The organism is Flavobacterium sp. P3_A6 (genome assembly GCF_056403035.1).
In genome coordinates this window covers 77,507-91,230 of sequence record NZ_JBFUGG010000003.1, presented here as the reverse complement: position 1 = coordinate 91,230, position 13,724 = coordinate 77,507, and the positions used below count along the sequence as shown (strand labels likewise).

Here is a 13,724-nt window from a genome sequence, read left to right as displayed (position 1 = left end):
TTTTTATTGAAAAATTTACTGCAGAAAAGAGCTAATACGCACTGATTGTTCTGTAAAACAACAAAGCATTCCCATCTGTCAGCATGGAAACAAAATGACAAATATGAAGTAATCTTTCATATAAATTTTCTTTGGATAACTGATGCTTTTCGGGCAACATTTTCAGGATAAGATTATCATAATTGGACATTTCCCCATCACATTTATTATTGAAAGCGGTTATAAATTTATCCAGTAAGGTTTGTATTATCTGATATCCTACAATCTCTTTTTCCACCACTTCCCGGCTTTGATAGATGTTCTTGACGCTAATCTTGATAATATCATCCATCTGGGCTTTGTATTTGCTTTTATCGGTTAAGGCAAAAGGAAATTCTCCTTTCATAATAGCCTCTTCGTTTTCGACAAAGACTTTTACAGCGTCATTGATTAAACTGCCAATAGCCAATGCACGCAAATAACTAATTCTGTCTTCTTTGGTTTCTAATGTCTTGTACTTGGAAGTATCGATGCTGTCTTTTACCAATTTGATTAAATATTCCAAAGCAAAATCTTCAGAGACTAAACCTAAATTAATTCCGTCTTCAAAGTCTATTATGGTGTAACATATATCATCGGCAGCTTCTACAAGATAAGCAAGAGGATGTCTTTCAAAACCGATATCATCTCCTTTTTTATTGGGAATCATTCCCATTTCGGAAGCGACTTCTTGAAAAAATGTCTTGTCTGTTTGAAAAAAACCATATTTTTTATCGGCGATATTTTTTGTTGGCTTTTTAGGCAGACTTTCTTTAGGGTATTTCATAAAAGCTCCCAATGTTGCATAGGAAAGCCTAATTCCGCCATCAACTCCAGGACGTGAACTGTTCAAAACCGAAAATCCATTGGCATTCCCTTCAAAATCAATTAAATCCTGCCATTCTTTGGCTGTCAATTGGTCTTTATACTTCACCCCTTTTCCGATTGAAAAATATTCACCGATAGCTTTTTCGCCAGAGTGACCAAAAGGCGGATTTCCAATATCATGAGCCAAAGATGCCGCCGCCACAATAGCCCCAAAATCGTTCATTTGATAACCGTGAACTTCTTTTAAATGCGGATATTTTTCGATGATTTTTTTTCCTACCAATCTGCCCAATGAGCGTCCAACTACCGAAACCTCCAAACTATGTGTCAATCGGGTATGTACAAAATCGGTCTTTGAAAGCGGAATCACCTGCGTTTTGTCCTGCAGACTTCTAAAAGCGGAGGAGAATATGATTCGGTCATAATCCACTTCGAAACCTAAACGGGTGTCATCTTGCTCGATCCTTAATCTTTTCCCTTTGTCTCCTTGCCTTTTTAGTGATAATAATTGTTCCCAGTTCATTGTGCTTTTTGATTATAGATTGCTTCGCCAGTTCGCTATCGCTCGTGTAACGGATTTTGATTTTGGATCTAAAAGAACCAAAAATACATTTTATTTTAAGATTTTCATCTAACTAAATTACTTTACAAGGCAGTTAGTTGCTCGCGTGAGGGATAGGAATAAGCTACCGAAGTAGCATGGATAGCCCGACGCCATTGAGGAAAGGGGCTGTATAAGCGATATATATGTAAGCCCCTTTTCTAATGGGGTCACGCCCAGATTATTTATATTTCATCAAATCGCCAATGCCGTGCTGTGCTTGATTTCGCCCATAACAAAGACGCTTTGAGTGTTCCCAATATTCTCGATAGTCGAGAGTTTATTCATCACAAAATCCTGATAACTGGACATATCTTCAACCAAAATTTTTAGCATAAAATCATAATCACCCGCAATGTTATAGCATTCAATAATTTCTGGAAGTGCCACGATGTCTTTCACAAAATTGCTTCCCACATTTTTGGCGTGCTCTTTCAACCGGACATTACAAAAAACGGTCATTCCTAGATTCAATTTTTTCTTGTCCAGCAAAGCTACATACTTCATTATGTAACCATCACGTTCCAGTCTTTTTATGCGCTCGTAAACGGGAGTCACCGTGAGGAATAATTTACTGGCCAGCTCTTTTATATTAATATTAGAGTCCTCTTGCAGGTGTTTTAAGATTTGTAAATCGATACTGTCAATATTGTCCATAGTTTTTTTTACGGTTAAAGTGGAAATATATAGTTTAGTTCAAAACTAATTACTAAAAAACCATATGAATTCAATTCATTTAACTGAAATAAGATGCTAATTTAAGTTTAATTTTCTAATACAATAACTTTGTTCAGTAATAAATACTGATAAAAATGAAAACAAATAATTTAGGTTACCCAAGAATTGGCAGCAACAGAGAATTAAAAAAAGCCAATGAGTTATACTGGGCTGGAAAAATTTCGGCAGAAAATTTATTGGCTGCTGGCTCAGCAATCAGGAAAGAAAATTGGCAATTGCAAGCCGAAAACGGAATTGATTTGATTCCGTCAAATGACTTTTCGCTTTATGATCAAGTACTGGATTTGACTCTTACACTTGGTGCAATTCCTGAGCGTTACCATGAATTTTCGAGAACGAATAACTCACTTGACTTGTATTTTGCCATGGCTCGCGGCGCTCAAAAAGACGGACAAGATGTTGTGGCTATGGAAATGACGAAATGGTTTGACACTAACTACCACTATATTGTTCCTGAGTTTACCAAAAACCAAAAATTTGAATTGTTTTCGACCAAAATAATAGCTGAATTTATAGAGGCTAAAAATCTTGGAATTATTACAAAACCCGTACTTATTGGACCTGTTTCATATTTATTGCTTGGAAAAGAAAAAGAAGATGGTTTTCATAGAATCGATCTTATCAAAAAATTATTGCCTGTATATTTTGAAATTCTAAACGCATTACAAAATGAAGGAGCAGAATACATTCAGTTAGACGAGCCGTTTTTAGCCTTGAATTTGACAGACAAAGAACGTAACGCCATTACTTATGCTTACAATGAAATCAGCAAAAACTTTCCTTCTTTGAAAATAATTTTAGCTAATTATTTTGACTGTTTTGGCGAAAATCTGGAGACTGTTTTGGCTTTACCAGTTAATACTTTGCATTTAGACTTAGTGCGTTGTTCTTCTCAATTGGATGATATTTTAGATTCTGGAAAATTGGCATCTAACGTAAGCCTTTCTCTTGGTGTTGTTGATGGAAGAAACATCTGGAAAAATGATTTCAAAAAATCGTTAACTCTAATCGAAAAAGCAGTTACTGCTTTGGGACAAAACCGAATTCTAGTTGCTCCTTCCTGTTCTTTAATTCACTCTCCTTGTGATTTGGATTTAGAGACTAATGATGCAACATTAACTCCTGAAATCAAACAATGGCTGGCTTTTGCCAAACAAAAAATTCAAGAAGTTGCTTTGTTAAAAAACTTAGCTTCCGAAAATATTTCTGTCGCTGATGCCACTCAATTAGAAGCTAATATTATTGCAAATAACAACCGTAAAACTTCGAAATTAATTCATAACGAAAAAGTAAAAAACAGAGTTGCTTCTATTGTTGAATCGGATTCCAAAAGAAACAATACTTTTGCCACGCGAAGACAAAAACAAGCCGAAGCTTTGCAATTGCCTTTGTTTCCAACAACAACAATTGGTTCTTTCCCGCAAACAGCAGAAGTAAGAAGCTGGAGAGCCAGATTCAAAAAAGGAGAATTAACTCAAGCAGAATACGATGCATTACTTGAAAAAGAAACAGAAGAAACTATCCGTTTTCAGGAAGAATCAGGAATCGACGTTTTAGTTCACGGAGAATTTGAGCGCAATGATATGGTGGAATATTTTGGTGAGCAATTGGACGGATTTACCTTTACCAAAAATGGCTGGGTACAAAGCTACGGCAGCCGTTGTGTAAAACCTCCTGTTATTTATGGAGATGTTTCCCGCCCAACGCCTATGACTGTAAGATGGGCTGAATTTGCTCAATCATTGACTCCAAAATGGGTAAAAGGAATGTTGACCGGACCAGTAACTATCTTGCAATGGTCATTTGTTCGTAACGATCAGCCACGTTCGGAAACCTGCACCCAAATTGCTTTGGCAATCCGTGATGAAGTTGTTGATTTAGAAAAAGCGGGAATCAAAATCATCCAAATTGATGAACCAGCGATTCGCGAAGGACTGCCATTGCGTAAAGAAGAATGGGCTAATTACCTTGATTGGGCAATTAAAGCCTTTAGAATTTCCGCTAGTGGTGTTGCAGATGACACACAAATTCACACCCACATGTGCTACAGCGAATTCAACGATATCATTCAAAATATTGCCGATATGGATGCCGATGTAATCACTATCGAATGTTCACGTTCGCAAATGGAATTACTGGATGCTTTTGCTGATTTTAAATATCCAAACGAAATTGGCCCCGGAGTATACGACATTCACTCGCCACGTGTTCCTTCCAACGAAGAAATGGTTCACTTGTTAGAAAAAGCAGCATCAGTGATTCCAGCTAATCAATTATGGGTTAATCCTGATTGCGGTTTAAAAACACGCCATTGGGACGAAACCAAAAAAGCCTTAATTGAAATGGTAAATGCTGCTAAAAAAATGCGTGTCACTGTTGGAGATATTGTGACAGTTTAATATCAATATTACTCTTAAAAAATCCTAGTAGATTTTACAATTTACTAGGATTAATTCTTTTACAAAGATTCTATTAAAAACTTTTAAGGCAGAATAATAATTCTCTTTTTTCTCTCAAACTCACCTTTTTTAACTACATAAGTTTGGGACATAGAATCATGCCATCCATCTGCGTTGCCACTTAAGAAAGAAAAAGCCTCAAACGGTATTAATCTGCAAAGTGTACGCTTCAAAATTGTTTTATAATTGGGTTTGGTGCCATCTTTCATAATCACAAATGTCTTTGTCAAAAATTTTGCAATTGAACGGGAAAAATACATTTCTGTCAAATAATAATAAAGAACCACAATAACGGTGAAAGAAATTCCTTTTTCTACTTTACTCACATTATTGATCCAGGCCTTCAAATAAAAACTGTTGGCAATATCGGCAAATATTGCAATCGTTGTTCCTACGCTAATCCAAATAATGTATTGCACTACCAAATCAATGACGAAATTGCCTAAACGCTGTCCTCTTGAAGCCAGTAAATCATCTGTAACTATAAATTTTCGATTTTCCATATTCTGTATTTTTTAATACTATAAAAACAAGTCAACAAACCATAACTATCTCAAATTTAATAAATTAATTTTATAATTATTATTTTTCATTTCTTTGAGTAAATTATCATTTGATAAAAATCCTATGAACTTGATGTGCAACAGATAGCTGGACATAGACGTAAGCAAATTGGCTGAACAAACAATTCGTAATTCTAAAACATAAAAAAACCTAGCAAATCTAAAATCTACTAGGCTCATAATCTTAAATATATCAATATTTACAAAGTTGCTGCTCCTCCATCCAATAACAGCTCACCGCCTATCATAAACTTAGAATCATCGGAAGCCAGATAAAGGAATCCTGCAGCCATTTCTTCTGAAGTTCCCAAACGTTTGGCTGGAATTCCAGAAGCATAATACGCCTTTGTTCCGTTGGCTTCTTCTTCGGAAGCACCTCCTCTTGAAAATATTGGCGTATCAATAGGACCAGGAGAAAGTACATTCACACGAATATTTCTGTCTAATAATTCGGCAGATAACGTTCTTGCCAGCGAACGAACCGCCGCTTTCGAAGCAGAATAAGCCGCCGTTGTCGCAAACCCTTTGTGAGCCACTGTAGATGCCGTAATGATAATTGAAGCGCCGTCATTTAGATGTGGCAAAGATTTTTGAATCGTAAAGAAAACCCCTTTGAAGTTAATGTCGCTGGTTTGGTCAAACATTTCTTCGGTATAATCAGCTAAAGGCGCCGCAATAAATACGCCGGCATTCACTACCAAAACATCTATTTTACCAAAAGTATCTTTTACAGTCCCGTAAGTGGTATCAATATTGTTTATATCCGAAACATCGCTTACCAAACCAATTGAGGCATTTCCAATCTCAAAAACCGCTTCGTCAATCGTCTTTTTATTACGGCCTGTAATGGCCACTTTAGCACCTTGTTCTGCAAATAATTTAGCTGTTGCCAATCCTATTCCACTGTTACCCCCTGTAATTACGGCTACTTTGTTGTGTAATTTTTTCATAATTTTTTATTATAATTTGATTGTTTTAAGTATTTAAATATCTAAATATTTCGATGTTTTTAATTAAAAAAAAGCTAAAGCACTAAACTGCTGATATAGTCTGCATAAGCAGTACAAACCTCTTTGTTAACTACAAATTTCAAATTTCGACCTTCTTTATCTGCAATCAATAAATCGGCTTCGATTAATTGTTTTATATGATGTGACATGGTGGATTGAGCCAGATTAAACTCAGCCGAAACATCACAGCACTGTACACAGCTTTCGCTTTTGCTGACGATTTTCATAATCTTCAAACGATAGGGATCACCCAAAGCTTTTGAGATTTTTTCGACTTGTTTTATGCTTAAACTTGTAATCATGAGGCAAAGATAAAATATATTTTCAATATATCGAAATATTTCGATATATTTTCTAAATTTGCACGAACAATATTTCAAAGCCTAATTACAGCTTGAATTATTTTCTTCAAAAACATTCTCTATGAAAATATTATATTCGTATCTCAAAACACATAAAACGCTTTTATACATAGCGTTGCTTTTGGCCACAATAAATCAGTGTTTCTCCTTATATGATTCCATAATTATTGGTAAACTGCTTAACGAATGCGGTGTTGGCGTTGCCAATTTTAATCACAATCAGCTCAGTTTTACCAAAGCAGTTTTGGGCTGGCTGGCATTGTCTTTGGGCGCAGCGATGGTTTCCAGAATTGCCAAAAACTTCCAGGATTATTTTACCAATATCATCATTCAGCGGACTGGTGCACAAATGTACACAGACGGGATTCAGAAAGCACTGCAATTGCCTTTTCAGGATTTTGAAGACCAGCGAAGCGGTGAAACCCTAGGCAAACTTCAGAAAGTAAAAATTGACTGCGAAAAATTTATCACACTAGCTATTTCATTAATTTTTCAATCGATAGTCGGAATTGTATTTGTCGTGGTTTATGCCATAAGTATTCATTGGCTGTTGGGGCCGATATTTCTGGCAACCGTTCCTGTAATTGCTTTCATTAGTTCGTTTTTAGGCAAACGAATCAAGAAAGTTTCCAGAGAAATTTTAGGAGAAACTACTGCTTTGGCGGGAGCCACAACAGAATCTTTGCGAAATATTGAGCTCGTAAAAAGCTTGGGATTAACCGAACAGGAAGTCAACCGACTTAACGCTACCACCATTAGAATCCTTGGATTAGAACTCAAAAAAGTTAGATTTATACGTTCACTGAGTTTCATACAGGGGACAACAGTGCATTTTATGCGCACTACTTTGGTTTTTGCACTTTATATGTTCATTTTTCATGACATTATCAAACCGGGAGACTTGATTACTTTAATGTTCTTTTCATTCTTTTTGTTTAACCCGCTGCAGGAACTTGGGAATGTGATTGCGACCTACAACGAAACGAAAGCCTCAATGGATAATTTTGCTGATTTAATGAATTCCAAAAGCGAAGAAACGCCAGTAAACCCTAAAACAATTGGCTCGATTAATCATCTGCGTTTTGATAATATTTCATTCAAACACCAAACTGCCAGTTCCTATGCCGTAAAAAACATTTCTTTTGATGCAAAAGCTGGTGAAACCATTGCTTTTGTTGGTCCATCAGGAAGCGGTAAAACGACTTTGGTCAAAATGCTGGTCGGATTGTACAATCCCGCAGAAGGCGCTATTTTTTATAATGAAAAAAACGCAAAAGACATTGATCTTACCGAATTAAGACAGCAGTTAGGTTTTGTAACCCAAGATGCACAATTGTTTTCGGGAACGATAAAAGACAATTTGCTATTTGTAAAACCAAATGCTACCGACGAAGAAATTAATGATGTTTTACAAAAATCGGCTTGTCAAAATTTATTAAACCGTGCCGAAAACGGCATAAACACTACTATAGGTGAAGGAGGCATAAAAGTATCAGGCGGTGAAAAACAGCGTTTGTCTATTGCCAGAGCTTTACTTAGAAATCCGCATTTGTTGCTTTTTGACGAAGCCACATCAGCATTGGACTCGATCACCGAAGAAGAAATCACCAAAACTATTCGCAGTATTTCCTCTAAACAAGATCAAATTACAGTTTTGATAGCTCACCGTTTATCTACTATTATGCACGCTGACAAAATATTTGTTTTGGAACAAGGACAAATCATCGAACAAGGTAAGCACCAAGATTTATTGGATGAAAAAGGCTTGTATTATGCAATGTGGAGACAACAAATTGGGGAGAGAAAATAACGGATTTTTTTTGCAATTTTAAATTAATTTAGTTTTCAAATACTTCAGCAGCAAATGGATTGTCCACCAGCCATAACCAAATTCCATTTTCATTTTTTTTCATCATACAAGTCGTTGCACCATTCATTTCAATAGGCTTTCCGTCAGGCATAACCGCTTTTAAAGTCCATGCATCTACCCAAACAGCTAGATCGCCAACAATTGTGACCCTTTGTTTACTTCCTTTTATGTCCGGTTTCCAAGTACAAAGGTGTTCCATTGATTTTTTAATATTATCCAACCCTTTTATTTCTTGCCCGTCTCGTTCAATATAAGTAGCATCTTTATCAAAGCAACTTAATGCTCCACTTAAGTCACCTGTAAGGATGCAGTTTCTAAAATATTTTACTGCATCTGATGGATTTGTTCTGTCTAAATTTTCAATCATTATTTTTAATATGTGTTTAATAACTTATAAATACAAAATATCTAAAATATCATTTTTAATTATTTGAGAATGCAATATAAAATAGACCAAAAACTATTCTTCTAAAGACAAAAACCATAGCCCTGATTGCAGTGGAAATCCTTTTTATTTTTCCTTTAAAAATAAAAAGATTACTTCACTATATTCATATTCTCATAGGAGTTCAGTGAATTTCATTTGCAACGAAAAGCGGGAAATAGCTCCAAAAAAACAGCCATCGAAATTGACAGCTGTTCTCTTTATTCTATTTTCTTTATTCTATTTTCCCAATTAAGACCCACACATTTCGCAATCATCTGGACCAGCATTTTTAGCTAGTTCAATCATTGCTCTATATTCATCAGGAGTCATTTGTGCTTCTACCTCAACTGCTTCAAGAACTCTTGCTTGCTGTGGTTTAGACTCAGGAATGACTTCCTCTTTTTTATCATTGTTTAATGTGAATTTAATAGCATCTACCGCAGCTTTGGTTCTCAAGTAGTACATTCCAGTTTTCAATCCAGACTGCCAAGCGTAGAAGTGCATTGAAGTCAATTTAGAATAATTGGCGTCCTGCATGAACAAATTCAACGATTGCGATTGATCTACGAAATAGCCTCTTTGACGAGACATATCAATAATATCTTTCATGGACATTTCCCAAACGGTTTTGTACAATTCTTTCAAATCCTGCGGAATTATGTCAATGTTTTGAACTGATCCGTTGTGACGCATTATTTCTTGTTTCAAACTGTCATTCCACAATCCTAATTTTACTAAATCGTGTAATAAATGTTTGTTCACTACGATAAATTCGCCTGACAATACACGTCTTGTATAAATATTTGAAGTATAAGGCTCGAATGCTTCGTTGTTACCCAAAATTTGAGAAGTCGAAGCCGTTGGCATTGGCGCAACTAATAATGAGTTACGAACTCCGTTTTTAACAACTTCTTTTCTAAGCGAAGCCCAGTCCCATCTTCCTGACAATTCTTCGTCTTTCATTCCCCACAAATTGTGCTGGAATTCTCCGTTTGACATTGGAGATCCTTTGAAAGTAGAATACGGTCCTTCTTCGATTGCCATTTCCATAGATGCGGTACAGGCAGCAAAGTATAGGGTTTCGAATATTTCTTGGTTTAATGTTTTAGCTTCATCACTTGTAAAAGGCAAACGCAGCATAATGAAAGCATCAGCAAGTCCCTGAACTCCAAGACCGATTGGCCTGTGACGCATATTAGAGTTTTCGGCTTCTTTTACAGGATAGTAGTTTCTGTCGATTACTCTGTTTAAGTTACGAGTCACGCGTTTAGTTACATCAAATAATAATTGGTGATTGAAAGCACCATTCTCGATAAACATTGGTAAAGAAATAGAAGCCAAATTACAAACCGCCACCTCATCACTTGAAGTGAATTCCATAATCTCGGTACATAAATTTGAAGAACGAATCGTACCTAGATTTTTTTGATTTGATTTTCTGTTGGCAGCATCTTTATACAACATATAAGGCGTTCCTGTCTCAATTTGCGACTCAAGGATTTTCTCCCATAATTCACGTGCTTTGATCGTTTTTCGGCCTTTTCCTCTAAATTCATAATCCGTATATAAAGCCTCAAATTCTTCTCCATACACATCATACAAACCAGGACATTCGTTAGGACACATCAAAGTCCAAGTAGAATCTTCCTGAACGCGTTTCATGAATAAATCGGAAGTCCACATTGCGAAGAACAAATCTCTGGCGCGCATTTCTTCTTTACCTGTATTCTTTTTCAAATCCAAGAAGTCGAAGATATCTGCATGCCAAGTTTCGATGTAGATTGCAAAACTTCCTTTTCTTTTTCCGCCTCCTTGATCTACATAGCGAGCTGTATCATTGAAAACTCTTAACATCGGCACAATTCCATTGGAAGTTCCGTTTGTACCACGAATATAAGAACCCGTTGCACGAACATTATGAATAGAAAGCCCCACCCCTCCCGCTGATTGCGAGATTTTTGCCGTTTGTTTTAAAGTATCATAAATACCGTCAATACTGTCATCCTGCATTGCCAAAAGGAAACAGGAAGACATTTGAGGTTTTGGAGTACCCGCATTAAACAAAGTTGGAGTTGCGTGGGTAAAGTACTTCTTAGACATTAAGTCATATGTTTCCAAAACCGATTTTAAATCGTCAAGGTGAATTCCTACTGCAACACGCATTAACATGTGTTGCGGACGCTCAACGATTTTTCCATTTATTTTTAATAAATACGAACGTTCCAGCGTTTTAAAACCAAAATAATCGTAATTAAAATCTCTATTGTAAATGATATGTGAATCCAAAAACTCAGCATTTTCCATAATCACTTTATGCACCTCTTCGGCTAATAATGGCGACTCTTGATTGGTTCTTGGATTGATATAATGATACATTTCATTCATCGTTTCCGAGAATGATTTTTTGGTGTTTGAATGTAGATTTGATATCGCAATACGAGCAGCCAATTGTGCATAATCTGGGTGAGCAATTGTCATAGATGCAGCAGTTTCTGCAGCAAGATTATCCAGTTCGGATGTAGAAACCCCATCATACAAACCTTCAATAACACGCATAGCAACTTTAACTGGATCAACCAATTCGTTCAAGCCATAACATAACTTTTTAATTCTCTCTGTAATTTTGTCAAACATTACAGGCTCTTTGTGGCCATCTCTTTTTACAACGTACATACTCATCAAATTTATTTAGTGAATGAATTGTGACTTACGAACAGTAGGAATTCATAATTCATTTTTTACTCTGCGTTAATCCATAACACACTTCGATATTTCGTTTCATCGCATAAATAATGAAATGAAACAAAACGCCGTTGTATGTCCCGAAAATAACGGGGCTGAATTAACTTAGCTTTTAGATTTGGGGATCTTAAAAACTACTTAATTATAATTATTCTTTTATTATTTTTTTAACTGCGTCAAATACTATAACGTATTTTACATCAAAATTGTATTTTAAAAATCAGCGTCGAAGCTTATTTTTTGGGAATCACCGCCTTCAGTAACTTTAACGCCTGATTTTTGGTATTCAGCAACTTTTTTCTCGAAGAAATTAGTTTTCCCTTGTAGTGAAATCATATCCATAAAATCGAATGGATTAGAAACATTATATTCTCTGTCACAACCCAATTCTACCAATAGCCTGTCGGCTACAAATTCTAGATATTGAGTCATTAAGCCAGCATTCATTCCGATCAAGCTCACAGGAAGCGATTCGGTGATAAATTCTCTTTCTATATTCAAAGCATCAACAATAATGCTTCTTATTCTTTCTTTTGGCACTTTATTTACCAAATGATGATTATGCAAATGCACTGCAAAATCACAGTGAACACCTTCGTCACGGGAAATCAGCTCATTTGAAAATGTCAAACCTGGCATTAGTCCGCGTTTCTTTAACCAATAAATAGAACAAAATGCTCCTGAAAAGAAAATTCCTTCTACCGCTGCAAAAGCAATCAGCCTTTCTGCAAAAGAATCTGACTCAATCCATTTTAAAGCCCAGTCTGCTTTCTTTTTAATAGCTGGAAAAACATCCAAAGCATTAAACAAATCAGATTTTTCGTTTTCGTCTTTTACATAAGTATCAATCAAAAGAGAATACGTTTCGCTATGAATATTTTCCATCATGATTTGAAAACCATAGAAAAATTTAGCTTCGGCATATTGCACTTCATTCACAAAATTCTCAGCAAGATTTTCATTTACAATTCCATCTGAAGCCGCAAAAAAAGCCAAGATGTGTTTTATAAAATAACGTTCATCATCACTCAACTTATTATTCCAGTCGTTTAAGTCTTGTGACAAATCAATTTCTTCGGCTGTCCAAAAACTAGCTTCCATCATTTTGTATCTCTCCCAAATATCATGATGCTTAATTGGAAAAATTACGAAACGATTTTTATTTTCTTGTAAAATTGGTTCTATTTTAGACATGAGATATTGTTGTTTATTTTTGATTTTTTTATTGAAAATTGATACGAAAATCGAATTACAAAGATTGTGAAATAATGCGGTTATTAAAAGTCAAACTTATTCACAATACTTCATAGTTTTTAACAAAAAATAGAAATCTTGATGTTTTTCTTACAAATTATAAATAATTGATTTTCAAAGTTTTGAAATGAATAAAGTAGCTTAAACTCCCACAAAACAACGGAATTCTAGAAAAAGTTAAAGACTTTCAGAGTTACTGTCACAACCCTTTTTTCAAGTCTTCGGCAACTTTTTCAAGTTCCAAATACCAATCGTTTCCAAAGCGGCGTACAAGAGCTTCTTTGACAAATTTATACACCGGAACTTCGAGTTCTTGACCTAAAGAACAAGCTGCATCACAAATATCCCATTTGTCATAATTAACAGCCGCAAACTCGGTAAAATCTTTAACTCGTATAGGATACAAATGACAGGAAACAGGTTTTTTCCAGTCAATTATTCCTTGATTGTAGGCTTGTTCTATTCCGCAAAGCGCAGTTTTCCCGTCAAAAATGACATAAGCACAATCTTTATTGTCAATTAACGGCGTTTCGAGATCACCATCAATACCATTTACCCAAGTTCCCTGTGCTTCTATCGCCTCAATTCCCTGTTTTCTTAAAAATGGCTTCACTTTTGGATATATTTCCTCCAATATTTTTGTTTCTGCCAAACTTAATGGAGCACCCGCATCGCCATCGACACAGCAAGCCCCTTTGCAGGCTGACAAATTACAAACAAATTCTTTTTCGAGTATATCCTCCGAGACGATGGTTTTTCCTAGCTGAAACATTTTGCAAATGTAACCAAAGATTCACGAAATAAAAATCCGCATTTAAACTTACACATCAAATTAACACATTGCAACTATTT

General features: G+C 35.6%; 11 protein-coding genes. 2 read left to right on the top strand and 9 right to left on the bottom strand.

Annotated elements, in window-relative coordinates:
* Positions 1–31: 31 nt before the first annotated feature.
* Positions 32–1,369: a deoxyguanosinetriphosphate triphosphohydrolase gene (locus AC1DVP_RS03900; RefSeq protein WP_477182241.1), complete on the bottom strand. Its 1,338-nt coding sequence runs from the start codon at positions 1,367–1,369 to the stop codon at positions 32–34.
* A gap of 273 nt (positions 1,370–1,642) precedes the next feature.
* On the bottom strand, positions 1,643–2,104 hold the full coding sequence (locus AC1DVP_RS03895) for an Lrp/AsnC family transcriptional regulator (protein ID WP_100433747.1): 462 nt from the start codon (positions 2,102–2,104) through the stop codon (positions 1,643–1,645).
* Between the two features lie 155 nt (positions 2,105–2,259).
* Here AC1DVP_RS03895 and metE point away from each other — a divergent pair, with 155 nt between their 5' ends.
* The gene (gene metE, locus AC1DVP_RS03890; RefSeq protein WP_477182240.1) at positions 2,260–4,584 is read left to right on the top strand and encodes a 5-methyltetrahydropteroyltriglutamate--homocysteine S-methyltransferase; all 2,325 of its coding nucleotides are present in this window, start codon (positions 2,260–2,262) and stop codon (positions 4,582–4,584) included.
* Between the two features lie 83 nt (positions 4,585–4,667).
* Here the strand turns inward: metE and AC1DVP_RS03885 are convergent, their stop codons facing one another.
* The 3 genes from AC1DVP_RS03885 to AC1DVP_RS03875 all read right to left on the bottom strand — a co-directional run bounded on the left by AC1DVP_RS03885 (position 4,668) and on the right by AC1DVP_RS03875 (position 6,519).
* Entirely contained in the window at positions 4,668–5,147 is a 480-nt protein-coding gene (locus AC1DVP_RS03885; protein WP_477182239.1) for an RDD family protein, read from the bottom strand.
* A 260-nt stretch (positions 5,148–5,407) separates the two neighbouring features.
* Complete coding sequence (locus tag AC1DVP_RS03880) at positions 5,408–6,157, bottom strand: SDR family oxidoreductase (protein ID WP_477182238.1); 750 nt, start codon at positions 6,155–6,157, stop codon at positions 5,408–5,410.
* A 74-nt stretch (positions 6,158–6,231) separates the two neighbouring features.
* Positions 6,232–6,519: an ArsR/SmtB family transcription factor gene (locus AC1DVP_RS03875; protein WP_477182237.1), complete on the bottom strand. Its 288-nt coding sequence runs from the start codon at positions 6,517–6,519 to the stop codon at positions 6,232–6,234.
* 121 nt (positions 6,520–6,640) lie between these two features.
* Between AC1DVP_RS03875 and AC1DVP_RS03870 the strand changes: the two genes are divergently transcribed.
* Positions 6,641–8,389 (top strand): ABC transporter ATP-binding protein, encoded by a 1,749-nt coding sequence (locus AC1DVP_RS03870; protein WP_477182236.1) that lies wholly within the window; start codon positions 6,641–6,643, stop codon positions 8,387–8,389.
* A 28-nt stretch (positions 8,390–8,417) separates the two neighbouring features.
* Here AC1DVP_RS03870 and AC1DVP_RS03865 read toward each other — a convergent pair whose 3' ends face one another.
* The 4 genes from AC1DVP_RS03865 to AC1DVP_RS03850 all read right to left on the bottom strand — a co-directional run bounded on the left by AC1DVP_RS03865 (position 8,418) and on the right by AC1DVP_RS03850 (position 13,644).
* On the bottom strand, positions 8,418–8,816 hold the full coding sequence (locus tag AC1DVP_RS03865) for a YybH family protein (RefSeq protein WP_477182235.1): 399 nt from the start codon (positions 8,814–8,816) through the stop codon (positions 8,418–8,420).
* Positions 8,817–9,125: 309 nt separating this feature from the next.
* Positions 9,126–11,549 (bottom strand): ribonucleoside-diphosphate reductase subunit alpha, encoded by a 2,424-nt coding sequence (locus tag AC1DVP_RS03860; protein WP_477182234.1) that lies wholly within the window; start codon positions 11,547–11,549, stop codon positions 9,126–9,128.
* 282 nt (positions 11,550–11,831) lie between these two features.
* The gene (locus AC1DVP_RS03855; RefSeq protein ID WP_477182233.1) at positions 11,832–12,812 is read right to left on the bottom strand and encodes a ribonucleotide-diphosphate reductase subunit beta; all 981 of its coding nucleotides are present in this window, start codon (positions 12,810–12,812) and stop codon (positions 11,832–11,834) included.
* Positions 12,813–13,071: 259 nt separating this feature from the next.
* Positions 13,072–13,644 (bottom strand): DUF3109 family protein, encoded by a 573-nt coding sequence (locus AC1DVP_RS03850; protein WP_477182232.1) that lies wholly within the window; start codon positions 13,642–13,644, stop codon positions 13,072–13,074.
* Positions 13,645–13,724 lie beyond the last annotated feature (80 nt).